Origin of the sequence: Pseudomonas sp. FP2309 (assembly GCF_030687575.1) — a bacterium.
GTDB lineage: Bacteria > Pseudomonadota > Gammaproteobacteria > Pseudomonadales > Pseudomonadaceae > Aquipseudomonas.
Map to the genome: position 1 here is coordinate 1,287,190 of NZ_CP117439.1, position 26,801 is coordinate 1,313,990.

Genomic DNA, 26,801 nt, shown 5'->3' on the forward strand with positions numbered 1-26,801 from the left:
TGGGCCGAAAAACCCTTGCCTGGCAACCGCTTATTGGTCGCTCAACAGGGAGTCTGGCTATAGAAGGGGAGTCAAAACGGCGGAGTGCGCGCCACCGGGCGGCAGCGCGCGATAATCAGGCAGCGGTTACTTTTTCTTCTTCGCCGCAGCCGGTGCGGGGCAATCGGCCTCTACAAACTTGACCGAGGCCACCGGACGGTTGGTCTTGTTCTCGGTGATGTCGTAGCGCATGACTGCGCCTTTAGCCATCAGCTCGCGGTAGCCCTTGTTCAGGCACACGCTCTGACCCAGTTGGAAATACACGGCCTTAGGGTTGGCGCGCATCTGTTCGGCGCGGTCGGGCAGCACGCTGAGGTGGTCGATCAGTTGCATGCCTTCAACGGTGTAGGCCACTTCCAGGGTTTTTTCGTCGATTTCCCGAGGCAGGTCCTTGTTGCTCTCTGCCGCGACGCTTTGCAGTTTCTTGTTCATTTGGGCCTCCAGCAGCGAGGCCGCCTGGGCGCCCATAGGCAAGACCAGCGCAAGTGCGACGGATGGGGCAACAAGACGCAGCATGGAACGCAGCATGAAACTCTCCTGATTCGGTTACTGGTGCATAGACCAGCCACTGCGCCGTGCGTTCAGTGGCGCGCAATTATAGGTGAGCCCTTGCCACTACAGCCAGGCGTATCGCTGGTAAACTGCGGCTACTTCAACCTTTCCTGAGTACCCCGTGTCGATTTCCATGTCCCTACGGCGCATCCAATGAGCCACGCCGTCTCCCGTCTGCGTACCCAGCGCCTGGCGCGCGCGATCAGGCCGTTCGTCAATCGCGGCTCCCGTGCCGAACGCTGCCCCGGCTGCCGTGTGATTCCCGAGTACTGCTTCTGCGCCTGGCGGCCCAAGGTCCAGGCTCGGTCCGCCATGTGCCTGCTGATGCATGATGTCGAGCCGATGAAACCCAGCAACACCGGCTGGCTGATCGCCGATGTCATCGAAGACACCACAGCGTTCGCGTGGTCGCGCACCGAGGTCGATCCCGAGTTGCTCACGTTGCTGGCTGATCCGCAATGGCAAGCCTATATCGTGTTCCCCGGCGAGTTCGTGTCCCCCGAGCGGGTGGTCAGCGAGGTCAACGTGGCGGAGGGCAGGCGTCCGCTGTTTATCTTGCTCGATGGCACCTGGAGTGAGGCGCGCAAGATGTTCCGCAAAAGCCCGTATCTGGAGCACCTGCCGGTGTTGAGCCTGGCGCCGGAGCAAATGTCGCGCTACAAGCTGCGTCGCTCCAAGCGCGATGACCATTTTTGCACCGCCGAAGTCGCCGCGCTGTGCCTGGAACTGGCCGCGGACGGTACCGCCAGCGAAGTGCTGGACGCTTACCTCGACGTCTTCAGCACCCATTACCTGGCCGCCAAGTTCCAGATGCCGTTGGATACGACTGACACCGTCCATACTCGACTCGCGCCCTATCTACCCACCGTCTAACCAGACGACGTTGGCATGATGGCACTGCAAACCCGCAACCCGCTAAACTGCCCTCGGGCGTAGTGCTTGACCCCCCAGGCTACGCTGGGCATGCTGGGCGCCGATTGGGGCTCAACCGTGAATTTTCGACGTCGTTCCAGGTGCTCTCGACGTCGAGCTTGCCCTGTGGCAATGGCTGCCTGGCCGTTGCCGTGTGTACTGGCGAACCCTGAACCCATCAGGGCTGCCATAAAAAACAGGATCATTTAATCAATGGCCACATACGAAATCCTGATAGCCGATGACCACCCACTGTTTCGCAGTGCGTTGCATCAGGCGGTGACGTTGGGCCTTGGCCCCGATGTCCGCCTGGTCGAAGTGGCCAGCATCGCCGAGCTGGAAGCCCGCCTCACCGAAAAATCCGACTGGGACCTGGTGCTGCTCGACCTGAACATGCCCGGTGCCTACGGTTTTTCGGGATTGGTGTTGTTGCGCGGGCAATACCCACAGATTCCCGTGGTGATGGTCTCGGCCCAGGAAGAAGCTGACGTGGTGGTGCGCTCCAAGGAGTTTGGCGCCAGCGGTTTCATTCCCAAGTCCAGCGCCATGGAAGATATTCAGAGCGCTGTGCGCAAAGTGTTGGACGGCGACGTGTCCTGGCCGCCCCAGGCGTTTGAACACATCAACGTGTCTGACGAAGCCAAGGCCGCCCGTGATGGCCTGGCCAGCCTGACACCGCAGCAATTCCGGGTATTGACCATGGTCTGCGAGGGCCTGTTGAACAAGCAGATCGCCTACGAGCTGAGCGTCTCGGAAGCGACCATCAAGGCCCACGTGACGGCAATTTTCCGCAAGCTGAATGTGCGTACGCGCACGCAGGCGGCGTTGCTTTTGCAACAACTTGAGTCAATTTCGCAGCATTAAGATGCCACCCATTCACGCTTTTTTGACTTGGCGTGATCTAGCTTCCCCACTCCTTTGGTTCAGTTGCCTACATCTATGTCGCCTTTCAAGGGTCAAACCGGTATCAAACGTATCTTCAATGCAGGGGGTTACTCCCTGGATGGCCTGCGCGCAGCGTTCACGGGCGAGGCAGCCTTCCGTCAGTTGGTGCTACTTAATGTCATCCTGATCCCGCTGAGTTTTTTCCTTAACGTCAGCCGGGTCGAGCGCGCTCTACTGATCGCGGTTTGCCTGTTGGCGCTGATCGTCGAGTTGCTCAACTCTGCCGTGGAAGCGGCGATCGACCGCATTTCGCTGGACCGCCACCCACTGTCGAAAAACGCCAAGGACATGGGCAGCGCCGCGCAATTCGTGGCACTGACCATGATCACCCTGGTGTGGGTCGTAATCCTTATCTAAACCTCAGGCGATGCTCGGCAGCACGATCTCGTCGCTGCGCTGAACCCCTGCGGTGAAGGTGCGGCACAGCTCCAGAAACTCGCGCATCGCCGAGGTCTGGTACTTCTGTTTATGCCAAATGAAGTAAAACTGCCGCGCCAGGTCCAGGTCCGGGGTTTCCACCGGCACCAGGCTGCCTCGGCGGAAGGCATCGCGCAGGGCCAGCCGTGAGATGCAACCAATGCCCAACCCGGACTCCACGGCGCGCTTGATCGCCTCGGTGTGCTCAAGCTCCAGGCGGATATTCAGCGCGCTGCGGTGATGGCGCATGGCTTGATCGAAGGTCAGTCGCGTGCCCGAGCCTTGTTCGCGCAGTATCCAGGCCTCATGGGTCAATTCATCCATCGTGGCCACGCCGCGTTTGGCCAGGTGGTGCTGCGGCGCGCAAAACACCACCAGCTCATCTTCTACCCAGGTTTGCACTTCGATGTCCGGGTGGCTGCAGTCGCCTTCGATTAGACCCAGATCAATTTCGTAATGCGCAACCTGGTGCACGATATTGGCAGTGTTCTGCACATGCAGCTTCACCTGACTCTCCGGGTGCTGCTGCATGAAACTGCCGATGAGCAGGGTGGCCAGGTAATTGCCGATGGTCAGGGTGGCGCCGACCGCCAGGGAGCCAAAGCCGGACTTGCCGTTGAGCAGGTCCTCAATTTCCTTGGCCTGGTCCAGCAGCGCCACCGCCTGGGGCAACAATTGGTGCCCTAGGGCGTTAAGGCTCAGGCGTTTACCGGCGCGGTCGAATAATTGGCAGCTGGATTGACGCTCCAGCTCAGTGATTGAGGTGCTGGCGGCGGATTGAGATAAGGCCAGAAGGCCAGCAGCGCGCGAGACGCTTTCCTGCTGGGCGACGGCGACGAAGACTTGCAGTTGACGGAGAGTAAATCGCATATCGATATAACCGATAACCCTTATCTTAATAATCCAGTTAACAGATATTGTCGCCGCCATTAGAATGCTGTGCAATTGCGCACTTCACCTCTGGCGCAGACCCATTTCCAGGAGTCCCCCGTACATGAGCAACATGAACCACGAGCGTGTCCTCAGTGTTCATCACTGGAACGACACTCTGTTCAGCTTCAAGTGCACCCGCGATCCGGGCCTGCGCTTCGAGAACGGTCAGTTCGTGATGATCGGCCTGCAACAGCCTAACGGCCGCCCGCTCATGCGCGCTTACTCCATTGCCAGCCCGAACTGGGAAGAGCATCTGGAGTTTTTCAGCATCAAGGTGCCCGATGGCCCGCTGACTTCCCAGTTGCAGCACTTGAAGGAAGGCGACGAGATCATCATCAGCAAAAAACCGACAGGCACCCTGGTGCTTGACGATTTGAAGCCGGGCAAGCACTTGTACCTGCTCAGCACGGGTACTGGCCTGGCGCCATTTATGAGCGTGATCCAGGACCCGGAGACGTACGAGCGTTTCGAAAAAGTGATCCTGTGCCACGGCGTGCGTTACGTCAACGAAGTCGCGTACCGCGAGTTCATCACCGAGCACCTGCCGCAGAACGAATTCTTTGGCGAGGCCCTGCGTGAAAAGTTGATCTACTACCCTACCGTGACCCGCGAGCCGTTCGAAAATGAAGGCCGCCTGACCGATCTGATGCGCAGCGGCAAACTGTTCAGCGACATCGGCCTGCCACCGATCAACCCCGAAGACGACCGCGCCATGCTGTGCGGCAGCCCAAGCATGTTGGATGAGACCAGCGAAGTGTTGAACAGCTTCGGCCTGAAAGTCTCGCCACGTATGCGTGAGCCGGGTGATTACTTGATCGAGCGTGCGTTCGTCGAGAAGTAAGGCTGAAAAAAACCGCGCTGCCCGAAAGGTCAGCGCGGTTTTTTTGTGCCTGTGATTTACTGCGCCGGAACCACTTCCAGCACACAAATCAGGCCTGCCTCAGGATAGTGCCAGCGCACATCCACATCCCAGAACTGCGCGCCATATTCGCGTTCAGGCCCAGGCGTCTGATACGCCGGCCTTGGGTCCTGCGCCAAGCACTGATCAATCAGCTCCACCAATGGCTCACCCAGACGCTGGGCATGGCCTTGCGCCTGTTGCAGCGCCGCCTTCAGCCACTGCACTGGAATCGGCTGCGGGGCGTCGCTGGCGATGCGGTTAGTGGCGCAGTCGACGATGTCGGCATACGGCACGTACGGCTTGATATCCAACACCGGCGTACCGTCGAGCAGGTCGATCCCGGAGATCCACAACCGGCCGGGCTCCACCTTGTCCAGCTTCACCACCGACTGGCCGATGCCGTTGGGTCGGTGGGTCGCACGGGTGGCAAACACGCCCATGGACGTATTGCCGCCCAGGCGGGGCGGGCGCACTTTGAGGCGCGGCTTGTCTTCCAGGGCCTGGTGGAACAGGAACAGCAGCCACACATGGCTGACCTGCTCCAGGCCTTGCACGGCTTCACCCTGGTCGAACGGCGCCACCAACTCCAGCACGCCCCGGGCGGCGGGCGCCAGTTGCGGCTGGCGTGGGATAGCGAACTTCTCCTTGAAACAGGAGCGCACGAAACCGACGGGCGAGACCTGATAACTCATGGTTTACGCACGAACCCGCAGGGTCAGACCCTTGAGGAAGTTACGCAGCAACTGGTCGCCACAGGTGCGGTAGTTGGTGTGGCCGAACTTACGAAACAGCGCGCTCAGCTCGGGCTTGGATACCGGGAACTCGGCAGCCTTGAGGATGGCGTGCATGTCGTCTTCTTTCAATTCGAAGGCCACGCGCAGTTTCTTGAGGATGATGTTATTGGTCACCGGGGTTTCGATTGGCTGCGGTGGACGGCTTTCGTCCTTGCCGCGCTTGAAGATCACCAGGCCGTCGAGAAAGTGCGCCATGACCTCATCCGGGCAGAACACAAAGCCTTCTTCCTCGTCTTTCTTGAGGTAGGTCAGCAGGTCTTCCTTGGTCACGTCCATGCCGCCGAGCTTGATGAGCTCAACCATCTTGTTGTCGCTGATGTCGAGCATGTAGCGCACGCTGCGCAGTACGTCGTTGTGAATCATGGTGGGCAATCCTGGTATTCAACTGAGGACGCCGCCCATCAGGCGGTGTCGAGAAAAGGGGAACGGCTTAGAACTTCTCTTTGCCGGACAGGTAACGCCATTGACCGACCGGCACTTTGCCGATGGACACGCCGCCGATACGGATGCGACGAATGGCCACGACCTTCAGGCCAACGGCTTCGCAGAACAGTGCGATCACACCGGGCTGCGGGTTTTTCAGCGCAAAACGCAGACGGTTTTCGTTCTGCCAGCTGGCTTTCACCGCCGGCAGCTCCTTACCTTTGTAGGTCAGGCCGTGATTCAGGCGGTTAAGGCCATGGGCAACCATGTCGCCCTCGACCTCCACAACGTATTCCTGCTCGATCTTGGCGGCATCGGCGGTCAACTTGCGCAGAATCTTCCAATCCTGGGTAAACACCAGCAGGCCGCTGGCCTTGGCTTGCAGGTCAGCACTGGCGGTCAGGCGCAGGAAGTGACCCTTGAGCGGGCGCTTGCTGAAGCGGTGTTCTTCGGACAGGGTGTCGGCGCTGATCGAGGCCATCGCCGTTTCGGCGTCCATACCCGCAGGCGCGTGCAGCAGGATGGTCACCGGCTCCGGCGCAGTGGCCTTGGCCTCGGGGTCGAGTTCGACCTTCTGGGTGGTGATCTTGAACTGCGGCTCGTCGATCACTTCACCGTCCACCGAGACCCAACCGCCCTCGATAAACAGCTCAGCCTCCCGACGGGAGCAACCGACCAGTTCGATAAGGCGTTTGGAGAGGCGTATGGGGTCAGTCATGACAAGGGCCGTAACAAAAGGGGGCGGCTATTGTACCTGTGTGGGCGCGGTTAATCCCGGCCCCATTTCATTTAGCCCTGTCGCGCCTGTTGCGGCACCTGGCGCAAACGCAGATGCAACAACGGATAAGGCTGGCCCAGGCCGTCATGCTCCGTGCGCCCGATCACCTCGAAGCCCTGCTTCAAGTAAAAGCCCAGGGCCTGGGGGTTCTGCTCATTAACGTCCAGCTCCTCGGCGTTCATGTGCTCGACTGCGTAGTTCAACAGTTGCTTGCCAAGGCCCTGGCCCCGGTGTTGCGGGTCGATGAACAGCATCTCCACCTTGCCCGCCACCACCCCGGCAAACCCGGTGATGCGCTGGCGTGAGTCCTTGGTGCAAATCAGCATCACGGCGTCGAGGTAGCGGGTCATCACCAGCTCTTTGAGCAACGCAATGTAACTGTCCGGCAAAAAGTCGTGGGTGGCCCGCACCGACGCCTCCCAGATCTGCGTCAACCGCGTGTAGTCGCTGGTTTTAGGTGTGTGGATAACCGAATGCTGACGCATGCCCGCAGCCCCTTCCTGTAAATGCCGCTGATGGGCAAAACAATAGACCTAAAAAAGCCCCGCATCTTGTCCAGAGGCAGGGCTTTTTGCATTTCTATAGTGGGTCAATCGCGTTTTTCGGCCCACAGGTCGTACTCGTCGGCGTCGGTCACGGTGCACCAGACCTTGTCACCCGGCTTCAAACCGCTGGCATCGTCGATAAATACGTTACCGTCGATTTCCGGTGCATCGAAGAAGCAACGGCCGACCGCGCCTTGCTCGTCGACTTCGTCGATCAGCACTTCGATTTCCTTGCCGATGCGCAGTTGCAGGCGCGCCGAGCTGATCGCCTGTTGATGCGCCATGAAACGCTCCCAACGGTCTTGCTTGACGTCATCCGGCACCACGGCCAGGTCCAGCAGGTTGGCGGGAGCGCCTTCCACCGGCGAGTACTGGAAGCAGCCGACGCGATCCAGTTGGGCCTCTGTCAGCCAGTCGAGCAGGTACTGGAAGTCTTCTTCGGTTTCGCCGGGGAAGCCGACGATGAAGGTCGAACGGATAATCAGCTCAGGGCAGATCTCGCGCCAGTTCTTGATACGCGCCAGGGTCTTGTCTTCGAACGCCGGGCGTTTCATGGCCTTGAGCACTTTCGGGCTGGCGTGCTGGAACGGGATGTCCAGGTACGGCAGGATCTTGCCGGCGGCCATCAACGGGATCAGCTCGTCCACGTGCGGGTACGGGTAGACATAGTGCAGGCGTACCCACACACCCAGGCTGCTCAAGGCTTCGCACAGTTCGGTCATGCGGGTTTTCACCGGTGCGCCGTTCCAGAAACCGGTGCGGTACTTCACGTCGACGCCGTAGGCGCTGGTGTCCTGGGAGATCACCAACAGCTCTTTCACGCCGGATTTGACCAGGCGTTGCGCCTCGTCCAGCACGTCGCCCACCGGACGGCTCACCAGCTTGCCGCGCATCGACGGGATGATGCAGAAGCTGCAGCTGTGGTTGCAGCCTTCGGAAATTTTCAGGTACGCGTAGTGGCGCGGCGTCAGCTTGATGCCTTGCGGCGGCACCAGGTCGATCAGCGGGTTGTGATCCTGACGCGGCGGCACCACGTCGTGCACGGCATTGACCACCTGCTCGTACTGCTGCGGGCCGGTCACGGCCAGCACGCTTGGATGCACGTTGCGGATATTGCCTTCTTCCACGCCCATGCAGCCGGTCACGATGACCTTGCCGTTTTCCTTGATCGCTTCGCCGATCACTTCCAGGGACTCTGCCTTGGCCGAGTCGATAAAGCCGCAGGTGTTGACCACCACCACATCGGCGTCCTGGTAAGTGGAGACAACGTCATAGCCTTCCATACGCAGTTGCGTAAGGATGCGCTCGGAGTCGACCAGAGCCTTCGGGCAACCCAGGGAAACAAAGCCAACCTTTGGGTTGGCTTTTGCGATGGTGGTGGACATGTCTAACCTCGGTATTGAATGGCGCTGCCGATCGCGCACGACGAGGCAACGGACGGGCGCTTGGTGCGCCTCTGATCAAAAAGTGCGCAATTCTATCGACGGGCAACGCACTTGACCAGCTTTATGCAGGGAAATGCGACGAGTGCTGCGCTATGCTTCGCGCCGTTGCGCATGGGTAAAACCCCTGGGTCAATAAAACGTCTGTTACGAGAAGTAAAACAGCGCATGCTAGGGTCAGCTTAGTCGTGTTGTTTATAAGAGACCTCAGGTCAAAAGGGCAGGAGTGGTTGATGGGTCAGGCAAGTAGTCAGGCAGCAGGTGCCGAGCATGCAAACGCCAAGCCGATTGGCATGCTGGTGGCAGCGGTCGGGGTGGTTTATGGCGATATCGGGACCAGCCCGCTCTACACCCTTAAAGAGGTGTTCACCGGTGGTTATGGGGTGCAGGTCAATCATGACGGCGTGCTTGGGATTCTGGCGCTGATCTTCTGGTCGCTGATCTGGGTGGTGTCGATCAAGTACATGCTGTTCGTGCTGCGCGCTGACAACCAGGGCGAAGGCGGCATCATGGCGCTGACCGCGTTGGCACGACGGGCGGCGGGGGAGCGCAAGAAGTTGCGCAGCTTCCTGGTGGTGTGTGGCCTGTGCGGCGCGGCGCTGTTCTACGGCGACAGCATGATCACCCCGGCGATTTCCGTATTGTCGGCCATTGAAGGCTTGGAGCTGGCGTTCGACGGCCTGGACAAGTGGGTCGTGCCCATTGCCCTGGTGGTGCTGGTGGCGCTGTTTCTGATCCAGAAACACGGCACCGATCGCATCGGCAAGCTGTTCGGGCCGGTGATGGTCACCTGGTTCCTGGTACTGGGCGGCCTCGGGGTGTACGGCATTACCCTGCACCCTGAAGTGCTCAGCGCCCTGAACCCGATGTGGGCGGTGCGGTTCTTCGAGGCGCACCCTGGCATCGGTGTGGCGATTCTCGGCGCCGTGGTGCTGGCGTTGACCGGCGCCGAAGCCTTGTACGCCGACATGGGCCACTTCGGCCGCAAGCCCATTGCCCGCGCCTGGTTCATTCTGGTGCTGCCGGCCTTGGTGCTTAACTATTTCGGTCAGGGCGCGATGCTGCTCGGTGACCCGGAAGCCGCGCGCAACCCGTTCTACTTGTTGGCGCCAAGCTGGGCGCTGATCCCGTTGGTGGTGTTGTCGACCCTGGCCACGGTGATCGCGTCCCAGGCGGTGATTTCCGGCGCGTTCTCCTTGACGCGCCAGGCGATCCAGCTGGGTTACATCCCGCGCATGCACATCCAGCACACCTCCAGCGCCGAGCAGGGCCAAATCTATATCGGCGCGGTGAACTGGTCGCTGATGGTGGGTGTGATCCTGCTGGTCGTAGGCTTCGAGTCGTCCAACGCCCTGGCGTCGGCCTACGGCGTGGCGGTGACCGGCACCATGCTGATGACCACCATCCTGGTGTCGGCCGTGATGCTGCTGTTGTGGAAATGGCCACCGATACTGGCCGTGCCGGTGTTGCTCTGCTGCCTGCTGGTGGACGGGCTGTACTTCGCGGCCAACGTGCCGAAGATCATTCAGGGCGGCGCGTTCCCGGTACTGGCGGGCATCGTGTTGTTCGTGCTCATGACCACATGGAAGCGCGGCAAGCAATTGCTGGTGGACCGTCTCGACGAAGGCGGCCTGCCGTTGCCGATCTTTATCAGCAGTATCCGCGTGCAACCGCCCCATCGGGTGCAGGGCACGGCGGTGTTCCTCACCGCACGGCCGGATGCGGTGCCCCATGCGCTGTTGCACAACCTGCTGCATAACCAGGTGTTGCACGAGCAAGTGGTGCTGCTGACGGTGGTGTACGAAGACATCCCGCGTGTGCCCGCGTCGCGGCGCTTCGAGGTGGATTCCTACGGTGAGGGGTTCTTCCGCGTGATCCTGCACTTTGGCTTCACCGACGAACCGGACGTGCCCGAAGCGCTGAAGTTGTGTCATTTGGATGACCTGGATTTCAGCCCGATGCGCACCACCTACTTCCTCAGCCGCGAGACCGTGATCGCTTCGAAAATCGAAGGCATGGCGCGCTGGCGCGAAGCGTTGTTCGCCTTCATGTTGAAAAATGCCAATGGCAACCTGCGCTTCTTCAAACTCCCGGTGAACCGGGTGATCGAGCTGGGCACCCAGATCGAAATGTAACGCTGCGCTTCACGGGAGCCGGCAATCGGCTCCCGTATTCCTTCTGAACCCTGTGCAATCGATGGTTGTCGACTAGGCTCTAAGCACTGTTGAACAGTGCCCACAGAACCCAGAAGAGGTGCGCCATGAGTCAGCTGCTCGAACCCTATACCCTGCGCCAATTGACCCTGCTCAATCGCATTGCGGTCTCGCCGATGTGCCAATACTCAAGCGACGATGGCCTGGCCAATGACTGGCACCTGGTGCACCTCGGCAGCCGTGCCGTCGGTGGCGCCGGGCTGATTTTCACCGAAGCCACCGCCGTGGCTGCCGACGGCCGTATCACCGCCCAGGACCTGGGCCTGTGGAACGACCAACAGATCGAACCGCTGCAACGCATCACGCGGTTTATCGCGGCCCAGGGCGCGGTGGCGGGGATTCAACTGGCCCACGCCGGGCGCAAGGCCAGCACCCATCGGCCGTGGCTTGGCAAACACGGCAGCGTCAAGCCGGAGGACGGCGGCTGGGTGCCCGTGGGCCCATCGCCGATTGCCTTCGACCCACAGCACACCCAACCCAAACCACTGGACGAAGCGCAGATCCGCCAGGTGATCGCCGACTTCGTCGCCGCCGCCAAACGTGCGCTGACCGCCGGATTTAAAGTGGTGGAGATCCATGCGGCCCATGGTTATCTGTTGCATCAATTCCTGTCGCCCATCAGCAACCAGCGCCAGGATCGCTACGGCGGCTCGTTTGAAAACCGTATCCGCCTGGTGCTTGAGGTGACAGAAGCGGTGCGCGAAGTCTGGCCCCAGGAGCTGCCGCTGTTCGTGCGGGTGTCGGCCACCGACTGGGTGGAAGATGGCTGGAACCCCGACGAAACCGTGGAGCTGGCGCGCCGCCTGAAAGTCCTGGGCGTGGACCTGATCGACGTGTCCTCCGGTGGCACCGCCGCCAACGCCGAGATCCCCACCGGCCCCGGCTACCAGACGCGCTTTGCCGAACGTGTGCGCAAGGAGGCGGACATCGCCACCGGCACCGTGGGCATGATCACCGAGCCGGCCCAGGCCGAGCACATCCTGCGCACCTGCCAGGCCGATATCATCTTCCTGGCCCGTGAACTGCTGCGCGACCCGTACTGGCCGCTGCATGCCGACGATGACCTGGGCGGGCGCAAGGCTATCTGGCCGGCGCAGTACCAGCGGGCGACCCATCGCGATCAGCCGATTCATGAGTCTGACTTGCGCGATTGAGCCCTTCTCGCCAACCGTAAAACCCACCCTGATCCGGTGGGTTTTTTTGTACCTGGTCGTGGGATTTGGCTGTAGGTATTTGTTACCGAAGAAGTTTTTTAAGTGAATACTCTAAAAAAATCCCACACGTAACGAGATTGTTTCTACGCTTAGGTCAGGACTGGTTGCTGGCCCAGGGAGTCAGTCTTGTCCAGGGAGGCACAGGCTTCACGGGAGACAGTGGGGTCGTTGGGCGCTGTGAGTATTTGATCGAGATCAGGAGAAGCAGTCATGGCCAAGTCCTATGGTGTAGCGGGTGTGGTGGCGTCTTTTCTGGCCCGCAGGCTGTCCTTGTGTGGTCGCGGGTTAAGTGCGGATGAGGCCGAATTGCTCACGCAGTATCGCGCCCTGAACGAAAGCGATCAGGTGGCGATGCGATATTTGATGGGGGCGATGAAGAGTGTTTCGCGCTTCTGAAAGGCGCCGCAACCAATCGATAGGGGAGCGGGCAAGGCCGCTCCCCTATTCAGTGACGTATCAGGTGTACTTGCGCAGCTCCGGTGCCGGCGGGAAGTACTGATACAGCCAGGTCTCACTCAAAGTGCGGTCCTGGGTACGGATAAACAGGCGCAGCTCCACCGGTTCCACGCTGTCGCTGGTGGGGTACCAGTCGAACAGAATCCGATAGCCCTTGATGTTGTCCAGCACCAGCACGCTGAAGTCTTTGACCTCACCGTGGGAGCAGGTCACCACCGGCTCGATCCCGGTGCCGGCAGGCAGGCGATCCAGGCCGCCGCCCTTGAAGTCCACGGCGAAGCGACGTGCCCATACGTTCGGGTAATGCTCGCCCGGCGCCCAGCCTTCGGTAAAACCGCCCATGCCCGAACGGGTCGCGTCCACCTGCGCCAGCGGTGTGCTCACCGGCGGTAGAGCGCTCCAGTACAGCTTGTAGCCGTAGTTGAGCGAGTCGCCCGCGGCCACCGGTTTTTTCGGGGTCCAGAAGGCCACGATGTTGTCCAGGGTTTCGCCGGTGGTGGGGATTTCCAGCAGGTCGATCGAGCCTTCGCCCCAGGCGGTGGTTGGTTCAACCCACAGACTCGGACGCTTGCTGTACCAGTCCACGGTGTCCTGGTAACTGGCGAACTCGTGGTCGGTCTGCACCAGGCCGAAGCCTTTCGGGTCTTTGTCGGCAAATGCATTGAATTGCAGTTTGGCCGGGTTGTTCAGCGGACGGCAGATCCACTCGCCATTGCCACGCCACATCGCCAGACGGTCCGAGTCGTGGATTTGCGGGTGAATGGTGTCGCACATCCGCCGTTCATGGGTGCCACAGCTGAACATGCTGGTCATCGGCGCGATGCCCAGTTGTTCGATGCTGGTGCGCGCGTTGATATGCGCGTCGATGGCCATCACCACCTGGTTGGCCTGGCAATCGATGTCGAAGCGGTAGGCGCCGGTGGCACTCGGAGAGTCGAGCAGGGCGTAGACCACAAAGCGAGTGGCGTCCTTGTCCGGCGTTTCGAACCAGAACTGCGTGAAGTCCGGGAATTCCTCGCGTTTTTTCGCGTAGGTGTCGATGGCCAGGCCGCGGGCCGACAGGCCGTATTGACCGGTGGAGTCCACCGCGCGGAAATAGCTGGCGCCGAGAAACGACAGCACGTCATGGCGGTCCAGTTCCGGCGCTTTGAACAGTTTGAAACCGGAGAAACCCAAGTCGCCGGTCAACTGCTTGGTGTCGACAGTGGTTTTTTCATAATTGAACAGCGAAGGGCGGAAGTGCACTTCGCGGGCTTCACGGGTTTTCGGATCGACGCTGTGCATGCGCACCGGCGTCTTGAAACCCATGCCCACGTGGAAGAACTGCACGTCAAGTTGGCCGTTCAACTCTTTCCACAGCGAATGTTTGCCGTCGTAGCCGATGGCGTTGAAGTTCTGCGGGGTCATGGTTGCCAGGGTCGGCGGCAGCACCTGTTTGGTGTCTTTGTACGCGGTGCCGGCGAGGCTCTTGGCCTGGGCCTTGAGCGCGTCGAAGTCGAATGCTACAGCCTTACCATCGGCGGCGCGGTTCCCCGCCCAGGCCTGGGCGGCGAGCAGGCCGCTGGCCGACAAACCGGTGTAAGCCGCAATGGCCATGGACGCTTTGAGCAAATTCCTGCGGTGCATAGAGACAACCTGTCGTGAGCAAATCCCGCGCCGTTCCTGGCACGTAGCGGATCAGAAATTACGGTTCGGACATGCCTTCGACCAAACGCAACGGACATTAAACAGACGCCGGATAGCTTAAGCGGTTCGACCGTGTAGGAAAAATGATTGATAGCGGGGTGATGGCGTTGTAAATGCGACAAGACATTTCCGGGCCTGCACGTGACCCACAGTACGTAAAGATTATGAAGATCACATGTGGAAGGAGGCTCGCCCGCTCGCACCTTTAAACCGCAGTTCAGCCTGGTTCAGCGACCGCTCTGTAAGCCTCGTTTTCAGGGGCAGGGGACCGGCACCCAGCATGGGTGCCGGGAAGGCGCGCAATCAGTGCTTGAACATCACATGGCGAACCGTGGTGTAGTCCTCCAGCCCGTACATGGACATGTCTTTGCCATAGCCCGACAACTTCTGACCGCCATGGGGCATTTCGCTGACGAGCATAAAATGGGTGTTCACCCAGGTGCAGCCGTACTGCAAGCGTGCGGCCAGGCGATGGGCGCGGCCGACATCGGCGGTCCATACGGACGACGCCAGGCCGTAGTCCGAATCATTGGCCCAGCCCAGCACTTGGGTTTCGTCGGTGAACTTGGTCACCGACACCACGGGCCCGAACACCTCGCGGCGCACGATTTCGTCATCCTGCTGCGCGTCGGCCAATACGGTCGGCTCAAAGAAGAAGCCATTGCCTTCCACCGCCTTGCCGCCGGTAATCAGGCGGATATGCGGTTGCGCCACGGCACGTTCGACAAACCCGGCCACACGGTCGCGATGTTGCGCGGTAATCAGCGGGCCCAGTTCGGTGGACGGGTCATCCTGCAAGCCGTACTTGATGCTCGCCACGGCGGCGCCGAGTTTCTCGACGAACGCGTCGTAGATGTCGGCGTGCGCATAAATGCGGCAGGCGGCGGTGCAGTCCTGGCCGGCGTTATAGAAACCGAAGGTGCGAATGCCGTCCACGGCGGCGTCGATATCGGCGTCATTGAAGATGATCACCGGTGCCTTGCCGCCCAATTCCATGTGCATGCGCTTCACGCTGTCGGCGGTGCTGGAGATGATATTCGCCCCGGTGGCGATGGAGCCGGTCAGCGACACCATGCGCACCTTCGGATGGCTCACCAACGGGCTGCCCACCGTCGGCCCACGCCCGAATACCAGGTTGAGCACGCCCGCCGGGAAAATCTCTGAGGCCAGTTCCACCATGCGCAACGCGGTCAGCGGGGTTTGTTCCGACGGCTTGAGCACCACGGTATTACCGGCAGCCAGGGCCGGGGCGATTTTCCAGGCGACCATCATCAGCGGGTAGTTCCACGGCGCGATGGAGGCGATCACGCCCACCGGGTCGCGGCGGATCATCGACGTGTGGCCCGGCAGGTACTCGCCGCCGGCCGAGCCGCTCATGCAACGGCTGGCGCCGGCGAAGAAGCGGAACACGTCGGCAATCGCCGGGATCTCGTCATTCAACGCGGCGCTGTAAGGCTTGCCGCAGTTGTCCGACTCCAGCTTGGCCAGTTCTTCGCCGTGGGCTTCGATCGCATCCGCCAGCTTCAGCAGCAACAGCGAGCGATCCCTCGGTGCGGTCTGCGACCAGCCTTCGAAGGCCGCATCGGCGGCACGCACGGCGGCGTCGACCTGGGCTTCGCTGGCTTCGTTGATGTGCACCAGCACCCGGCCCAGCGCCGGGTTGAATACGGCCTGTGCCGGGCCTTCGCCGTCGACCAGTTGGCCGTTGATCAGCAGTTTGGTTTGCATAGCCATGTCCTCTTCAAACAATTATTTACCGCCACTACCGGCCACGCTTTCACCGCCGCGTGTCAGGTAATAGGCACCGAGAATCGGGAACATCGTAACCAGCATCACCAGCATTGCGACCACGTTGGTCACCGGCACATCCCGTGGGCGGCTGAGCTGGTTGAGCAGCCACAGCGGCAAGGTGCGCTCGTGGCCGGCGGTAAAGGTGGTGACGATGATTTCGTCGAACGACAGCGCAAACGCGAGCATGCCGCCGGCGAGCAGCGCCGAACCGAGGTTGGGCATGATGATGTAGCGAAAGGTCTGCCAGCCATCGGCGCCAAGGTCCATCGAGGCTTCGATCAGGCTGTGGGAGGTACGGCGCAAGCGCGCGATGACGTTGTTGTAGACGATCACCACGCAAAAGGTCGCGTGGCCAACGATGATCGTGAACATCCCAGGCTCGATGCCCAGGGTCTTGAACGTCGCCAGCAGGGCGATGCCGGTGATGATCCCTGGCAGTGCAATCGGCAGGATCAGCATCAGCGATACGCCTTGTTTGCCGAAAAACTCGCGGCGATACAACGCCGCCGACGCCAGTGTGCCGAGCACCATGGCGATCAACGTGGCGATGGCGGCGATCTGCAGCGACAGCTTGATCGACTCCAGCACGTCCGGCCGGGCGAAGGCCACGCTGAACCACTTCAGGGTGAAGCCCTGTGGCGGAAAGCTGAACGCCGCCTCTTCGGTGTTGAAGGCGTAGAGGAAGATGATCAGGATCGGGAAGTGCAAAAACACCAGGCCGCCCCAGGCTGCGATCTTTAGTCCCAGCGAAGATTTCTCAGAGTGCATCGAAGGCCCCCAGGCGTTTGACGATGGACAGATACACCGCGATCAGCACGATCGGCACCAGGGTGAACGCGGCGGCCATGGGCATATTGCCGATGGCGCCTTGTTGCGCGTAGACCATGCTGCCGACGAAGTAACCCGGTGGGCCCACCAGTTGCGGCACGATGAAATCGCCCAGGGTCAGCGAGAAGGTGAAGATGGAGCCGGCGGCAATCCCCGGCACCGACAGCGGCAGAATCACTTGCATGAACGTCTGGCGCGGCTTGGCGCCCAGGTCGGCGGAGGCCTGCAGCAACGAGGGCGGCAAACGCTCCAGCGAGGCCTGGATCGGCAGGATCATGAATGGCAGCCAGATGTAAACGAACACCATGAACCGTCCCAAATGCGAGGTGCTCAAGGTGCTGCCGCCCACGCCGGGAATGCCCAGCACGAACTGCAACACCGGTTCCAGGCCCAGGTGCTGCACGAACCATTGCGCCACGCCGCCCTTGGCCAGCAGCAAGGTCCAGGCATACGCCTTGACGATGTAGCTGGCCCACATCGGCATCATCACCGCGATATAGAAAAACGCCTTGGTCTTGCCCGTGGTGTAGCGCGCCATGTAGTAGGCAATCGGGAACGCCACGATGGCACTGGCGATCGACACCACAATCGCCATGCTCAAGGTGCGCAGGATGATGTCGAAGTTGGACGGCTGGAACAGCGCGGCGAAGTTGGCCAGGGTCAGGTCCGGCGTGACCGCCATGGTGAAGTCGTCGAAGGTATAGAAGCCTTGCCACAGCAGGGTCAGCAGCGAACCGAGGTAGATCGCGCCAAACCAGATCAACGGCGGTATCAGCAACATCGCCAGGTACAGGTTGGGCTTGCGGTACAGCAGGTTGGAAAACCTGCGCATCGGCGCGTGGGAATGGGCCAGGCTCATGTCACACCTCGCCTGCGTTGTCGGCCAGCGGTGTCATGGCTTGCCGCGCCCAGCGTGCGGTGATGGGCTGCCCGACCTGATGGCCACTGCTGATGTCCAGCCACTGGCTGTTGGCCTGGCTGATGGTCAGTGTCTGGCCGTTTTCCAGTTTCAGCTCGTAGCGGGTCGCGCTGCCCTGGTACTGGATGTCGTGCAGCAAACCGCTGACTTCCACGTCACCGGCCGCCAGCGGGCCCTCGGCGAAGCGCACGTGTTCCGGGCGGATCGAGAACGCCTGCGCGCTGCCGCTGAGGCGCTGGGCCAGTTCGCCGCGAATCACGTTGGAGGTGCCGACAAATTCCGCCACAAAGGTGGTGGCCGGTTTCATGTACAGGTTGCGCGGGGTGTCGACCTGCTCGATGCGACCTTTGTTGAACACCGCCACCCGGTCGGACATCGACAGCGCTTCGGTCTGGTCGTGGGTCACGAAGATAAAGGTGATGCCCAGTTGGCGCTGCAGCTTCTTCAGCTCGCTTTGCATCTGTTCGCGCAGTTTGAGGTCGAGGGCGCCCAGAGGCTCATCAAGCAGCAACACCCGGGGGCGATTGACCAGCGCGCGGGCCAGGGCCACGCGTTGGCGCTGGCCGCCGGACAATTGCACCGGCTTGCGCTCGCCGTAGCCGCCGAGGGCGACCATGGCCAGGGTTTCTTCGGCACGGCGCAGGCGCTCGGCCTTGCCCACGCCTTTGACCTTGAGGCCGTAGGCCACGTTGTCGCGCACGTTCATATGGGGGAACAGCGCGTAATCCTGGAATACGGTGTTTACATCACGTTGGTAAGGCGGCAAGCCGGCGGCTTCCTCGCCATGAATGCGGATCGAGCCTGCGCTCGGCTGTTCGAACCCGGCGATCAGGCGCAGGCAGGTGGTTTTGCCCGAGCCGGAAGGGCCGAGCATGGAAAAGAACTCGCCGTCCTGGATATCGATGGAAACCCGGTCAACGGCCTTCACTTCGCCGAACTGACGGGAAACGTGGGTGAACTGGACTGCAAGCGTCATGGTGCGGAGCTCCAAAAAGGCGCGGGTCGTCGCAGCGGCCCGGCCTGGACTTCTGAAAAATCAAAACATCTGTATGCGGTCATTGTGGGAGAGGGCCGATAGCGCGGGCTCAGAAACAGATGTGTTGGCTGACACTTCGCTATCGGGGGCAAGCCCTCCCACAGTGGGTTTATGTGGCCCGTGACATCTCAGCGCCCGCCCATGATCGCGATGTAGTCCTGGGTCCAGCGGCTGTACGGCACGAACTTGCCGCCCTCGGCCTGTGGCGTTTTCCAGAAGGCAATTTTCTCGAACTGATCGAAACCGTTGGTCTTGCAGCCTTCAGCACCCAGCAGCTCGCTTTCCTTGCACGCCGCAGGCACCGCCGGCAGCGAGCCGAACCAGGCGGCGACATCACCCTGGACCTTGGGCTGCAGCGACCAGTCCATCCACTTGTAGGCACAGTTGGGGTGCTTGGCTTCGCTGTGCAGCATGGTGGTGTCGGCCCAGCCGGTGGCGCCTTCTTTGGGGATGGTCGAGGCGATCGGCTGTTTCTCATTGATCAGCCCGTTGACCTGATACGGCCAGGCGCTGGAGGCCACCACGCCTTCGTTCTTGAAGTCGCTCATTTGCACGGTGGTGTCGTGCCAGTAGCGGTGGATCAACGGTTGCTGGGCGCGCAACAGGTCGAGCACGGCTTTGTACTGGGTTTCGGTCAACTCGTAGGGGCTCTGGATGCCCAACTCCGGTTGGGTGCTCTTGAGGTACAGCGCGGCATCGGCGATGTAGATCGGGCCGTCATAAGCCTGCACGCGGCCTTTGTTCGGCTTGCCGTCCGGCAGGTTCTGCGCGGTGAACAGCACGTTCCAACTGGTGGGCGCGGTCTTGAACACGTTGGTGTTGTACATCAACACGTTCGGCCCCCACTGGTATGGCGTGCCGTAGGTTTGCTGGCCCACCACGTACCACGGCGCGTCCTTAAGGCGCGGGTCGATGCCTTTCCAGTTGGGAATCAGCGCGGTGTTGATCGGTTGCACCCGTTTGCCCACGATCAAGCGCAGCGATGCGTCGCCCGATGCGGTAACCAGGTCATAGCCACCCTTGGCCATCAGACTGACCATTTCGTCAGAGGTGGCGGCGGTTTTCACGTTGACCTTGCAGCCGGTTTCCTTCTCGAAACCGGTGACCCAGTCGTAGGCCTTGTCGCTTTCGCCACGTTCGATATAACCGGGCCAGGCGACGATATCCAGTTGGCCTTCGCCAGCGCCTACCGCCTTGAGCGGTTCGGCGGCCTGAAGGCTGGCGCTGGCCAGCAGCGCGGTGGTCAAGGCACTGAGCAGTGCGGTCTTATGCGCGGACATGGGGGTTCCCTCTTCTTTAATTATGGTCGGGGCAGTGGGTGCAACCGGTGACGCATGAGCTTAGTTGTTGTTTTAAAGATGCTGGCCGTGGCGGGCCATGATGTGGCGCACCACGCTGTAGTCCTGTAGCGAATCGCTGGACAGATCTTTCCCATACCCCGAGCGTTTCAAACCGCCATGGGGCATTTCGCTGACCAGCATGAAATGGCTGTTGATCCAGGTGCAGCCGTACTGCAGGCGTGCTGCAACCTGCATGGCTTTGTCCAGGTTCTGGGTCCATACCGATGAGGCCAGGCCGTATTCAGAATCGTTGGCCCAGTCCACCGCCTGCGCCAACTCGTCGAAGCGGGTCACGGTGACGACCGGGCCGAACACTTCGCGCTGGACGATTTCATCCGTCTGTTTGCAGCCGGCCAGCAGCGTGGGCTGGTAATAGAAACCCGCTCCGGAATGCACGGCGGCCCCGGTCACCCGTTCAATATGCGGCTGGCCGAGGGCGCGTTCGACAAAGCTGGCCACACGGTCGCGCTGGCGCGTGCTGATCAGCGGGCCGAGTTCGTTGTCGGCGTCGCGTTTGCCGGCAAAGCGCAGGCTGCTCACCGCGGCGCCCAGTTCTGCGACCAACGTGTCGTGAATGCCGGCCTGGGCGTAGATGCGGCAGGCGGCCGTGCAGTCCTGGCCGGCGTTGTAATAACCATAAGTGCGCACGCCCTCGACTACCGCTTGCAGGTCGGCGTCATTACACACGATCACCGGCGCCTTGCCGCCCAGTTCCAGGTGGGTACGTTTGAGCGTCTTGGACGCGGCCTGCAGGATTTTTTGCCCGGTGACGATATCGCCGGTCAGCGAGACCATGCGCACTTTCGGGTGGCTGACCAGATGGCTGCCAACGCCTTCACCGCCGCCACACAGGATGTTGATCACCCCGCGCGGTAACAAGTCCTTCAGCACAGGCGCCAACGCGAGGATAGACAACGGGGTATGTTCCGACGGCTTGAACACCAACGTATTACCGGCGGCGAGGGCCGGGGCGATTTTCCAGGCGGCCATCATCAGCGGGTAATTCCACGGTGCAATGGATGCCACTACGCCAATCGGGTCGCGGCGCACCATGCTGGTGTAACCCGGCAGGTATTCGCCGCTGAGCTGGCCGGTCTGGCAACGCACGGCTCCGGCAAAAAAGCGGAACACATCGACCGTGGCGCTCAAGTCATCCTGGCGCGCCTGGTGCAGCGGTTTGCCGCAGTTCAGGGATTCGAGGCGGGCCAGGTAGTCGGCGTGTTTTTCGATGGCGTCGGCGATGCTCAACAAGATATTCGAGCGCTGCTGCGGTGTGGTCCGCGACCAGCCGGAGAACGCGCGGTGGGCGGCAAGGATGGCGCTTTCGACCTGCTCGGTGCTGGCCTCGGCGATCTGGGTGAGCACTTCACCGGTGGCCGGGTTGAGGATCGGCTCGACAAAGCCTTGGCCCTGGACCAGTTCGCCATCGATCAGCAACGCGGTGAGCAGCGGGGTGGGCGCGCCGGACATTTTTCGCGATCTCTTTTCTTGTGTGGTCATGGGCGTTCTCTTACAAGGCGCCTGACCTTCTCTCAGGGAATCAGCAGAGACTAGAGGTCAGGGGCGAGGTCAACAAATACTAAATACTGAATGCAGCATTCGATTAAATAGATGGCTTGCGTGGATGGGGTTGTTCCCGCGCCACGGTGAGGAACGGGTCCACCAAGGCAGGCCGCGCGGTGCCGCGGCGCCAGGCCAGGCCCACATCGAGGGTCTGGCTGAGGTCGGCGATCGGCCGCGCTTCAATAATGTCGCCTTCCAGGGACCACGGCCTGTAGGTCATGTCCGGCTGGATCGACACGCCCAGGCCTGCAGCCACCAGGCTGCGCACCGCCTCGGTCGAGGCCGTACGCAACGTGATGCGCGGTTGCAACCCTGCGCTGGTCCACAGACGTTGAGCGTTGTGGCCCATTTCGTCGACATTCAGCTGGATCAACGGCTCACGGGCCACATCGGCGAGGTTGATGCTGTCGTGTTCCAGCAGCGGATGTTGCGCCGGCAGCCAGAGGCGGTGGGGCGAGTGGGTCAGTACCTCGGTTTGCAGGGCGTGGCGGTCTTCCAGGTTGGAGAGGATGAGCACGCCCACGTCGATTTCACCGCTGACCAGCAAATGCTCGATGTACGGGCGCTCATCCTCCATTACGCGAATTTCGACATTGGGGTAAGCGCGCTGGAAACGGGTGAGCAAGTCCGCCAGGTAATAGCCGGCCACCAGGCTGGTGACGCCGATGATCAACTGCCCGGCCACTTGATCGGTGCTCTGCTGCAGGCTGCGCTTGGCATTGTCGACGGTGGCGAGAATCAAGTGCGCCTGGCGCAGAAACTGATGGCCCTGGTGGGTCAGGGTCATGCCCTTGGCGTGGCGATTGAACAGGTTGACGCCGATTTCCTGTTCCAGTTGCTGGATCGCCAGGGTCAGGGTGGACTGGGAGATAAACGCGGTTTGCGCGGCGGCAGAGATCGAGCCGGTCTCGGCCACGGCGATAAAGTGCCGGATTTGGCGCAGGGTCATCATGCTGGAATTACCCGTGGGGTATTTTTATCGATGCGTCCGAGTGTATATCGATTTAAGCGAATGGCCGTCGCAAGCTTCAGACTGCGGGTGTGGCGTTACATCTGGAAGCACTATAGATCAGGGCTTTTTGGCACTTAGTTTTACGCTGGAGGCCTATTGGTCCTATGAACCCAAGTGTCTGGAGGCTTTTATGAACACCCGTGGATTGCTCGATCAGTTGCTCAAGTCCGGCCAGGACATGTTGCAAAACAAGGCTGGCGGCCAAGGTAAGGGCCAGGACAAAGGCGCCTTGGGCGGCCTGCTCGGCGGTGGCGGGCTGGGCAGCCTGCTTGGCGGCGCAGGGGGAGGCGCCCTGGCGGCGGGTGCCATGGGGCTGCTGATGGGCAACAAGAAGGCGCGCAAATTTGGCGGCAAGGCCCTGACCTACGGCGGTTTGGCCGCATTGGGTGTCATCGCCTACAAGGCCTATGGCAACTGGCAGGCCAATCAGGCCAGCGCCCCCCAAGGCGAGCCGCAAACCATCGACCGCCTGCCGCCGGCTCAGGCCGAACTGCACAGCCAGGGCATCCTCAAGGCGCTGGTCGCGGCGGCCAAAGCCGACGGGCATGTGGACGAGCGTGAGCGCGAGCTGATCGAGGGCGAGTTCACCAAACTGGACAGCGACCGCGAACTGCACAACTGGCTGCACGCCGAACTCAATAAACCGCTGGACCCGGCCGACGTGGCGCGAGCCGCCGGCACGCCGGAAATGGCCGCCGAGATGTATATCGCCAGCGTGATGCTGGTGGACGAAGAGAACTTTATGGAGAAGGCGTATCTGGATGAATTGGCTCGTCAACTCAAGCTGGAGCCGGGCTTGAAGCTGGAGCTGGAAAAGCAAGTACGGCTTAACCAATAGGCGCGGGTGTACGCAAAACTTACGATGTGGCAGGGGGCTTGCTCCCGATGAGGGCGTGTCAGTGAGATTTGTTTAACTGACCTGCCGCCATCGGAAGCAAACCTACTTCCATAGTTGCATTGGCAACCGTCCAACAAGTACAGCGCCGTCCATTTCCAGCCCTCCGTGCGCAGCAGCCTTTAGTACGAACGCCATGCGTTGACCCATATCGGCAAGCTTAACGAAAGGCATTTTCTGTTCATGGATGTACCCAGGGTTTGCCTAAGCTCAGCTTGATGAGATAACGCTCTTCGTTGGGATGCCGGTCATCCTTGAATCGATTAACCACCATCATCAATTGGTATTTTTCACCAGCCTGCCAGTATGACGTTGCACCCTGATACACGTCCCTCAATCGGGCACGCCATTCGGGTGTGTCAACGAAGGGGGGATCGTATTCGACTCGGATGGGTATCCAGCCGCCCTTACGCCATTGCTCCTGTAAATCCGACATGACCTTTATTGTGTCGTCGAGCTGTAGCGGTTCGGTCTGGGGGGACATACTCAGATCTGCGACCCGCATGTCGTCGTATCTAATCATGAAGAAACGAGCCGTCGGGGTTATGAATCCATACTGGGAATCTATGAAGCGCAGGCGAGCATCAGATCTCGGTAATGTTCCCCAGTACTGTCCGGGAATAGCTGGACCAATATTTGCGCTGGAGCGCCGGCGCATATCTTCCCAGGGTTCGCCTAGCCTTAACGCTATTTCCGGCTCGTCCGAACCGAGGCGTATCGCTACCCATACGAGAAGTATGGCAACGATCAGCCCCAGTCCACCTTGTCGCCAACTTATCTGCAAGTTCCGACTCATCGAACGCCTTTACCGTCAGCGATATCTTCCAGCGCCTGTTCGATCTGATGTCGCTGAGTGCTATGTAGCAACTTGTCAAACTGTTCGGCGGCCTTCAGCACGAACGACATTCGTTGACCCATATCGGCAAGGTTAACCAAAGGGCATTTGCTGTTCATGGATGTACCCAGGGTTTGCCTAAGCTCAGCTTGATGAGATAACGCTCTTCGTTGGGATACCGGTCATCCTTGAATCGATTAACCACCATCATCAATTGGTATTTTTCACCAGCCTGCCAGTATGACGTTGCGCCCTGATACACGTCCCTCAATCTGGCACGCCATTCGGGTGTGTCAACGAAGGGGGGATCGTATTCGACTCGGATGGGTATCCACCCGCCCTTACGCCATTGCTCCTGTAAATCCAACATGACCTTTATTGTGTCGTCGAGCTGTAGCGGTTCGATTTGAGGGGACATGCGGACGTTGCGTACCAACTGATCATCGAAGCCTATCGTGAAGAAACGGGCCAGTGGGGTTGTGAATCCATATTGCGGATCAATGAAACGAAGGCGTGCATCGGTTTTTGGGATCCTGAACCAGTGGCGTCCGGGAATGGTTGAATCAATGCGTGCGCTGGAGCGTTGCCGCATGTTTTCCCAGGGCTCGCCAAGCGTCAGTGCGATTTCCGGTTCATCAGCAACGTGGTGTATTGCTACCCATGAGAGGAGTAGAGCAACCAACAATCCCAGTCCGCAACGGCGCCAACTTATCTGCAAGTTCCGACTCATCGAACGCCTTTACCGTCAGCGATATCTTCCAGCGCCTGTTCGATCTGATGTCGCTGAGGGCCATGTAGCAACTTGTCAAACTGTTCGGCGGCCTTCAGCACGAACGACATGCGTTGATTAATGTTGGCCAGGTTGGCAATGGGGTTGCTGCTGAATTCAATGGTTCGACCGTCATCAACAGGGATGCATTGATTGGCTAGCGTCAATTCAAGGGCTTGGGCGGTTCCGGACGGTATATCTGTAATGTAGGAGAGGTGGTTGCCACGCAGCAATACCACTAGATTGGGATCAGCGTACATTGTCGGTTGAAGGACATTTCTTTGTTCGTGGTCAGCTAAGTGCTCAACACTCTTGGCGATATCGCCTGTTTCAATCGCCTCGAAAGCTTGCAGGATTTCACCGTAGTTAGTACCGAACTCAAGTTTCTCGTGCCCAACCGGCCACAGCACTTGGGATTGATCATTCCCATAAATCCTCCTGCGTGACGGCAAGCATCTTGCCAGCAACTCCAACCCTCGCTCCTTATAAAACGCATGCAACGGAAACACATCCAAAAACAACGTGGTATTCCCCATCGCCATCATCTCGTACACATGCTGATAAAGCTGCTGCACGCTCGATAGCGGTTCGCCCTCTCGCCGCCAGTCAACATCAGGCATTGGATTATCGCGGGCGGCCTGTTCGTATTCGCGGCGCCGCTGCTCGTACTCCCGCAGCTTCGCCCGCCGTTCACGCTCCTCGGCGCTGAACAACCCCCACACCCCTTTGCGCGCGCTCCTCCTCAGTTGCTGCGCCGCCTCGTACTCCGCCTGAATTTTCTCGATGGCGTCAGCCGCATGCAGCAAGCCGCACCCCACCTGCTTGGATGCAAACGCCGCAAGGCCCGCCCACTGAAAACGGTTGTCGAGCCGCCAGAGCTGAGCGTAAGCAGAGTTGATCACGCGGTTGCGCTGCCTGGGATCGGCGATCAGCGTGCCGCCTGGCGCGACAATGTCTTCTGCCTGCTGCTGGTAGAAGCGCCAATTGCGTTCGCAGGAAGATTCGAGCATCTCGCTGAATGCTGGAGTGGTGGGCCGTGAGGCCGAGGTGGACGTGGTGCGAGGCATTGTCGCTGGAGCTTGCAATGGGGGCGATACAGGGGCGGCTTTGCTGTGTACCGAAGTGTCTTCGCGAGTAATGGTCTGATACCACTCCAACTGGTTGGCAATCAGGCGAGGGGCCGGGTCGCATTTGCACAAACAGAGATCATCCGAAAGCGCAACGTTTCGCCCATGTGCATTCATTTTAAGCCGCGGGTCGACACAAACGATGGCGCCTGCGGTCTGGCACACCGGGCAAAGCACCTGATGCCCTTCAAGGGCAATTTCTACCCCTTTGATGCCGAAGCTTTTCAAACCGTCGACCACTGTACCGCCAGCAGTGGTTTTGGCGCCTCGTGTAATTAAATAGCGTCGCATGCCAGAAATGTCTTTTTGTTAACTGGGACCAGCACGCTAGGGGAGGCGACAAGAACCGGGTAGTCGGACATTTCCTGGTGTGGTGTAGGGTGGTTCTGCAATCACCCTCCGGCGTTTTTTGTATTCTGCGAGCGCCCCTATAAAA

At 60.3% G+C, this 26,801-nt stretch carries 28 protein-coding genes; 8 read left to right on the forward strand and 20 right to left on the reverse strand.

Translation table 11 applies throughout. The features are described from left to right. Positions 1-126: 126 nt before the first annotated feature. Complete coding sequence (locus tag PSH59_RS05775) at positions 127-567, reverse strand: PA3611 family quorum-sensing-regulated virulence factor (protein ID WP_305394528.1); 441 nt, start codon at positions 565-567, stop codon at positions 127-129. Between the two features lie 177 nt (positions 568-744). On the opposite strand from PSH59_RS05775, the gene PSH59_RS05780 reads away from it, so the two are divergent. The 3 genes from PSH59_RS05780 to PSH59_RS05790 all read left to right on the forward strand — a co-directional run bounded on the left by PSH59_RS05780 (position 745) and on the right by PSH59_RS05790 (position 2,805). Beyond that, on the forward strand, positions 745-1,464 hold the full coding sequence (locus PSH59_RS05780; protein ID WP_305394529.1) for a tRNA-uridine aminocarboxypropyltransferase: 720 nt from the start codon (positions 745-747) through the stop codon (positions 1,462-1,464). A 252-nt stretch (positions 1,465-1,716) separates the two neighbouring features. Further along, the gene (gene erdR, locus PSH59_RS05785; protein ID WP_248075751.1) at positions 1,717-2,367 is read left to right on the forward strand and encodes a response regulator transcription factor ErdR; all 651 of its coding nucleotides are present in this window, start codon (positions 1,717-1,719) and stop codon (positions 2,365-2,367) included. Between the two features lie 75 nt (positions 2,368-2,442). Then, complete coding sequence (locus tag PSH59_RS05790; RefSeq protein ID WP_248075753.1) at positions 2,443-2,805, forward strand: diacylglycerol kinase; 363 nt, start codon at positions 2,443-2,445, stop codon at positions 2,803-2,805. A 3-nt stretch (positions 2,806-2,808) separates the two neighbouring features. Here the strand turns inward: PSH59_RS05790 and PSH59_RS05795 are convergent, their stop codons facing one another. Continuing rightward, a complete protein-coding gene (locus tag PSH59_RS05795) occupies positions 2,809-3,735 on the reverse strand; it encodes a LysR family transcriptional regulator (RefSeq protein ID WP_248075755.1) in 927 nt (308 codons plus the stop codon). Between the two features lie 124 nt (positions 3,736-3,859). Between PSH59_RS05795 and fpr the strand changes: the two genes are divergently transcribed. Then, entirely contained in the window at positions 3,860-4,639 is a 780-nt protein-coding gene (gene fpr, locus PSH59_RS05800) for a ferredoxin-NADP reductase (protein WP_003172178.1), read from the forward strand. A 56-nt stretch (positions 4,640-4,695) separates the two neighbouring features. On the opposite strand, the gene tsaA is transcribed toward fpr, so the two are convergent. The 5 genes from tsaA to rimO form a co-directional block, all read right to left on the reverse strand. After that, entirely contained in the window at positions 4,696-5,391 is a 696-nt protein-coding gene (tsaA, locus tag PSH59_RS05805; protein ID WP_248075757.1) for a tRNA (N6-threonylcarbamoyladenosine(37)-N6)-methyltransferase TrmO, read from the reverse strand. A 3-nt stretch (positions 5,392-5,394) separates the two neighbouring features. Then, positions 5,395-5,856: a DUF1456 family protein gene (locus tag PSH59_RS05810; protein ID WP_065926507.1), complete on the reverse strand. Its 462-nt coding sequence runs from the start codon at positions 5,854-5,856 to the stop codon at positions 5,395-5,397. A 67-nt stretch (positions 5,857-5,923) separates the two neighbouring features. Next, positions 5,924-6,634 (reverse strand): rRNA pseudouridine synthase, encoded by a 711-nt coding sequence (locus tag PSH59_RS05815; protein ID WP_248075759.1) that lies wholly within the window; start codon positions 6,632-6,634, stop codon positions 5,924-5,926. Positions 6,635-6,705: 71 nt separating this feature from the next. Further along, positions 6,706-7,179, reverse strand: coding sequence for a GNAT family N-acetyltransferase (locus tag PSH59_RS05820; RefSeq protein ID WP_305394530.1), 474 nt, complete (start codon positions 7,177-7,179; stop codon positions 6,706-6,708). A 104-nt stretch (positions 7,180-7,283) separates the two neighbouring features. Beyond that, the gene (rimO, locus tag PSH59_RS05825; protein ID WP_005785474.1) at positions 7,284-8,624 is read right to left on the reverse strand and encodes a 30S ribosomal protein S12 methylthiotransferase RimO; all 1,341 of its coding nucleotides are present in this window, start codon (positions 8,622-8,624) and stop codon (positions 7,284-7,286) included. Between the two features lie 290 nt (positions 8,625-8,914). On the opposite strand from rimO, the gene PSH59_RS05830 reads away from it, so the two are divergent. Next, entirely contained in the window at positions 8,915-10,816 is a 1,902-nt protein-coding gene (locus tag PSH59_RS05830; protein ID WP_248075763.1) for a potassium transporter Kup, read from the forward strand. Positions 10,817-10,941: 125 nt separating this feature from the next. After that, positions 10,942-12,048 (forward strand): NADH:flavin oxidoreductase/NADH oxidase, encoded by a 1,107-nt coding sequence (locus tag PSH59_RS05835; protein ID WP_248075765.1) that lies wholly within the window; start codon positions 10,942-10,944, stop codon positions 12,046-12,048. 149 nt (positions 12,049-12,197) lie between these two features. Here the strand turns inward: PSH59_RS05835 and PSH59_RS05840 are convergent, their stop codons facing one another. Next, entirely contained in the window at positions 12,198-12,320 is a 123-nt protein-coding gene (locus PSH59_RS05840; RefSeq protein WP_282445772.1) for a hypothetical protein, read from the reverse strand. On the opposite strand from PSH59_RS05840, the gene PSH59_RS05845 reads away from it, so the two are divergent. Further along, positions 12,319-12,504: a hypothetical protein gene (locus PSH59_RS05845; protein WP_305394531.1), complete on the forward strand. Its 186-nt coding sequence runs from the start codon at positions 12,319-12,321 to the stop codon at positions 12,502-12,504. The two genes, PSH59_RS05840 and PSH59_RS05845, sit on opposite strands and share 2 nt — an antisense overlap. A 60-nt stretch (positions 12,505-12,564) precedes the next feature. Here PSH59_RS05845 and PSH59_RS05850 read toward each other — a convergent pair whose 3' ends face one another. From PSH59_RS05850 to PSH59_RS05885, 8 genes are all read right to left on the reverse strand, one after another. Beyond that, positions 12,565-14,190 (reverse strand): glucan biosynthesis protein D, encoded by a 1,626-nt coding sequence (locus PSH59_RS05850; RefSeq protein WP_248075776.1) that lies wholly within the window; start codon positions 14,188-14,190, stop codon positions 12,565-12,567. Between the two features lie 363 nt (positions 14,191-14,553). Then, the gene (locus PSH59_RS05855) at positions 14,554-15,978 is read right to left on the reverse strand and encodes a gamma-aminobutyraldehyde dehydrogenase (RefSeq protein WP_248075778.1); all 1,425 of its coding nucleotides are present in this window, start codon (positions 15,976-15,978) and stop codon (positions 14,554-14,556) included. 21 nt (positions 15,979-15,999) lie between these two features. Continuing rightward, the gene (locus PSH59_RS05860; protein ID WP_032891735.1) at positions 16,000-16,809 is read right to left on the reverse strand and encodes an ABC transporter permease; all 810 of its coding nucleotides are present in this window, start codon (positions 16,807-16,809) and stop codon (positions 16,000-16,002) included. After that, a complete protein-coding gene (locus PSH59_RS05865; protein WP_305394532.1) occupies positions 16,799-17,728 on the reverse strand; it encodes an ABC transporter permease in 930 nt (309 codons plus the stop codon). The genes PSH59_RS05860 and PSH59_RS05865 overlap by 11 nt, the downstream gene beginning before the upstream one ends. A 1-nt stretch (position 17,729) precedes the next feature. Beyond that, positions 17,730-18,764 carry an ABC transporter ATP-binding protein gene (locus PSH59_RS05870; protein ID WP_305394533.1) on the reverse strand — a complete coding sequence of 345 codons (1,035 nt, stop codon included), beginning with the start codon at positions 18,762-18,764 and terminating at the stop codon, positions 17,730-17,732. A gap of 188 nt (positions 18,765-18,952) precedes the next feature. Then, positions 18,953-20,104, reverse strand: a complete 1,152-nt coding sequence (gene ydcS / locus PSH59_RS05875; RefSeq protein WP_305394534.1) for a putative ABC transporter substrate-binding protein YdcS — start codon at positions 20,102-20,104, stop codon at positions 18,953-18,955. Positions 20,105-20,176: 72 nt separating this feature from the next. Next, positions 20,177-21,634 carry a gamma-aminobutyraldehyde dehydrogenase gene (locus tag PSH59_RS05880; RefSeq protein WP_305394535.1) on the reverse strand — a complete coding sequence of 486 codons (1,458 nt, stop codon included), beginning with the start codon at positions 21,632-21,634 and terminating at the stop codon, positions 20,177-20,179. A gap of 133 nt (positions 21,635-21,767) precedes the next feature. Further along, positions 21,768-22,679 (reverse strand): LysR family transcriptional regulator, encoded by a 912-nt coding sequence (locus tag PSH59_RS05885; RefSeq protein WP_248075791.1) that lies wholly within the window; start codon positions 22,677-22,679, stop codon positions 21,768-21,770. 190 nt (positions 22,680-22,869) lie between these two features. Here PSH59_RS05885 and PSH59_RS05890 point away from each other — a divergent pair, with 190 nt between their 5' ends. Then, positions 22,870-23,577, forward strand: coding sequence for a tellurite resistance TerB family protein (locus tag PSH59_RS05890; RefSeq protein WP_305394536.1), 708 nt, complete (start codon positions 22,870-22,872; stop codon positions 23,575-23,577). Positions 23,578-23,815: 238 nt separating this feature from the next. Here PSH59_RS05890 and PSH59_RS05895 read toward each other — a convergent pair whose 3' ends face one another. Genes PSH59_RS05895 through PSH59_RS05910 form a run of 4 tightly spaced genes read right to left on the reverse strand, consistent with a single transcriptional unit; the run spans position 23,816 to position 26,656 of the window. Continuing rightward, positions 23,816-24,430, reverse strand: coding sequence for a hypothetical protein (locus PSH59_RS05895; protein WP_305394537.1), 615 nt, complete (start codon positions 24,428-24,430; stop codon positions 23,816-23,818). Continuing rightward, complete coding sequence (locus PSH59_RS05900; protein WP_305394538.1) at positions 24,427-24,588, reverse strand: hypothetical protein; 162 nt, start codon at positions 24,586-24,588, stop codon at positions 24,427-24,429. The genes PSH59_RS05895 and PSH59_RS05900 overlap by 4 nt, the downstream gene beginning before the upstream one ends. After that, positions 24,585-25,199, reverse strand: a complete 615-nt coding sequence (locus tag PSH59_RS05905) for a hypothetical protein (protein ID WP_305394539.1) — start codon at positions 25,197-25,199, stop codon at positions 24,585-24,587. Before PSH59_RS05905 ends, PSH59_RS05900 begins: the two co-directional genes overlap by 4 nt. Beyond that, positions 25,196-26,656: a PAAR domain-containing protein gene (locus tag PSH59_RS05910; RefSeq protein WP_305394540.1), complete on the reverse strand. Its 1,461-nt coding sequence runs from the start codon at positions 26,654-26,656 to the stop codon at positions 25,196-25,198. The genes PSH59_RS05905 and PSH59_RS05910 overlap by 4 nt, the downstream gene beginning before the upstream one ends. Between the last annotated feature and the right edge of the window lie 145 nt (positions 26,657-26,801).

What these genes read in the sequence shown, in the direction of transcription:
- PSH59_RS05775 (WP_305394528.1), bottom strand. Translation starts at nt 567, where the DNA reads ATGCTGCGTTCCATGCTGCGTCTTGTTGCCCCATCCGTCGCACTTGCG.
- PSH59_RS05780 (WP_305394529.1), top strand. Translation starts at nt 745, where the DNA reads ATGAGCCACGCCGTCTCCCGTCTGCGTACCCAGCGCCTGGCGCGCGCG.
- erdR (WP_248075751.1), top strand. Translation starts at nt 1,717, where the DNA reads ATGGCCACATACGAAATCCTGATAGCCGATGACCACCCACTGTTTCGC.
- PSH59_RS05790 (WP_248075753.1), top strand. Translation starts at nt 2,443, where the DNA reads ATGTCGCCTTTCAAGGGTCAAACCGGTATCAAACGTATCTTCAATGCA.
- PSH59_RS05795 (WP_248075755.1), bottom strand. Translation starts at nt 3,735, where the DNA reads ATGCGATTTACTCTCCGTCAACTGCAAGTCTTCGTCGCCGTCGCCCAG.
- fpr (WP_003172178.1), top strand. Translation starts at nt 3,860, where the DNA reads ATGAGCAACATGAACCACGAGCGTGTCCTCAGTGTTCATCACTGGAAC.
- tsaA (WP_248075757.1), bottom strand. Translation starts at nt 5,391, where the DNA reads ATGAGTTATCAGGTCTCGCCCGTCGGTTTCGTGCGCTCCTGTTTCAAG.
- PSH59_RS05810 (WP_065926507.1), bottom strand. Translation starts at nt 5,856, where the DNA reads ATGATTCACAACGACGTACTGCGCAGCGTGCGCTACATGCTCGACATC.
- PSH59_RS05815 (WP_248075759.1), bottom strand. Translation starts at nt 6,634, where the DNA reads ATGACTGACCCCATACGCCTCTCCAAACGCCTTATCGAACTGGTCGGT.
- PSH59_RS05820 (WP_305394530.1), bottom strand. Translation starts at nt 7,179, where the DNA reads ATGCGTCAGCATTCGGTTATCCACACACCTAAAACCAGCGACTACACG.
- rimO (WP_005785474.1), bottom strand. Translation starts at nt 8,624, where the DNA reads ATGTCCACCACCATCGCAAAAGCCAACCCAAAGGTTGGCTTTGTTTCC.
- PSH59_RS05830 (WP_248075763.1), top strand. Translation starts at nt 8,915, where the DNA reads ATGGGTCAGGCAAGTAGTCAGGCAGCAGGTGCCGAGCATGCAAACGCC.
- PSH59_RS05835 (WP_248075765.1), top strand. Translation starts at nt 10,942, where the DNA reads ATGAGTCAGCTGCTCGAACCCTATACCCTGCGCCAATTGACCCTGCTC.
- PSH59_RS05845 (WP_305394531.1), top strand. Translation starts at nt 12,319, where the DNA reads ATGGCCAAGTCCTATGGTGTAGCGGGTGTGGTGGCGTCTTTTCTGGCC.
- PSH59_RS05840 (WP_282445772.1), bottom strand. Translation starts at nt 12,320, where the DNA reads ATGACTGCTTCTCCTGATCTCGATCAAATACTCACAGCGCCCAACGAC.
- PSH59_RS05850 (WP_248075776.1), bottom strand. Translation starts at nt 14,190, where the DNA reads ATGCACCGCAGGAATTTGCTCAAAGCGTCCATGGCCATTGCGGCTTAC.
- PSH59_RS05855 (WP_248075778.1), bottom strand. Translation starts at nt 15,978, where the DNA reads ATGCAAACCAAACTGCTGATCAACGGCCAACTGGTCGACGGCGAAGGC.
- PSH59_RS05860 (WP_032891735.1), bottom strand. Translation starts at nt 16,809, where the DNA reads ATGCACTCTGAGAAATCTTCGCTGGGACTAAAGATCGCAGCCTGGGGC.
- PSH59_RS05865 (WP_305394532.1), bottom strand. Translation starts at nt 17,728, where the DNA reads ATGAGCCTGGCCCATTCCCACGCGCCGATGCGCAGGTTTTCCAACCTG.
- PSH59_RS05870 (WP_305394533.1), bottom strand. Translation starts at nt 18,764, where the DNA reads ATGACGCTTGCAGTCCAGTTCACCCACGTTTCCCGTCAGTTCGGCGAA.
- ydcS (WP_305394534.1), bottom strand. Translation starts at nt 20,104, where the DNA reads ATGTCCGCGCATAAGACCGCACTGCTCAGTGCCTTGACCACCGCGCTG.
- PSH59_RS05880 (WP_305394535.1), bottom strand. Translation starts at nt 21,634, where the DNA reads ATGTCCGGCGCGCCCACCCCGCTGCTCACCGCGTTGCTGATCGATGGC.
- PSH59_RS05885 (WP_248075791.1), bottom strand. Translation starts at nt 22,679, where the DNA reads ATGATGACCCTGCGCCAAATCCGGCACTTTATCGCCGTGGCCGAGACC.
- PSH59_RS05890 (WP_305394536.1), top strand. Translation starts at nt 22,870, where the DNA reads ATGAACACCCGTGGATTGCTCGATCAGTTGCTCAAGTCCGGCCAGGAC.
- PSH59_RS05895 (WP_305394537.1), bottom strand. Translation starts at nt 24,430, where the DNA reads ATGAGTCGGAACTTGCAGATAAGTTGGCGACAAGGTGGACTGGGGCTG.
- PSH59_RS05900 (WP_305394538.1), bottom strand. Translation starts at nt 24,588, where the DNA reads ATGAACAGCAAATGCCCTTTGGTTAACCTTGCCGATATGGGTCAACGA.
- PSH59_RS05905 (WP_305394539.1), bottom strand. Translation starts at nt 25,199, where the DNA reads ATGAGTCGGAACTTGCAGATAAGTTGGCGCCGTTGCGGACTGGGATTG.
- PSH59_RS05910 (WP_305394540.1), bottom strand. Translation starts at nt 26,656, where the DNA reads ATGCGACGCTATTTAATTACACGAGGCGCCAAAACCACTGCTGGCGGT.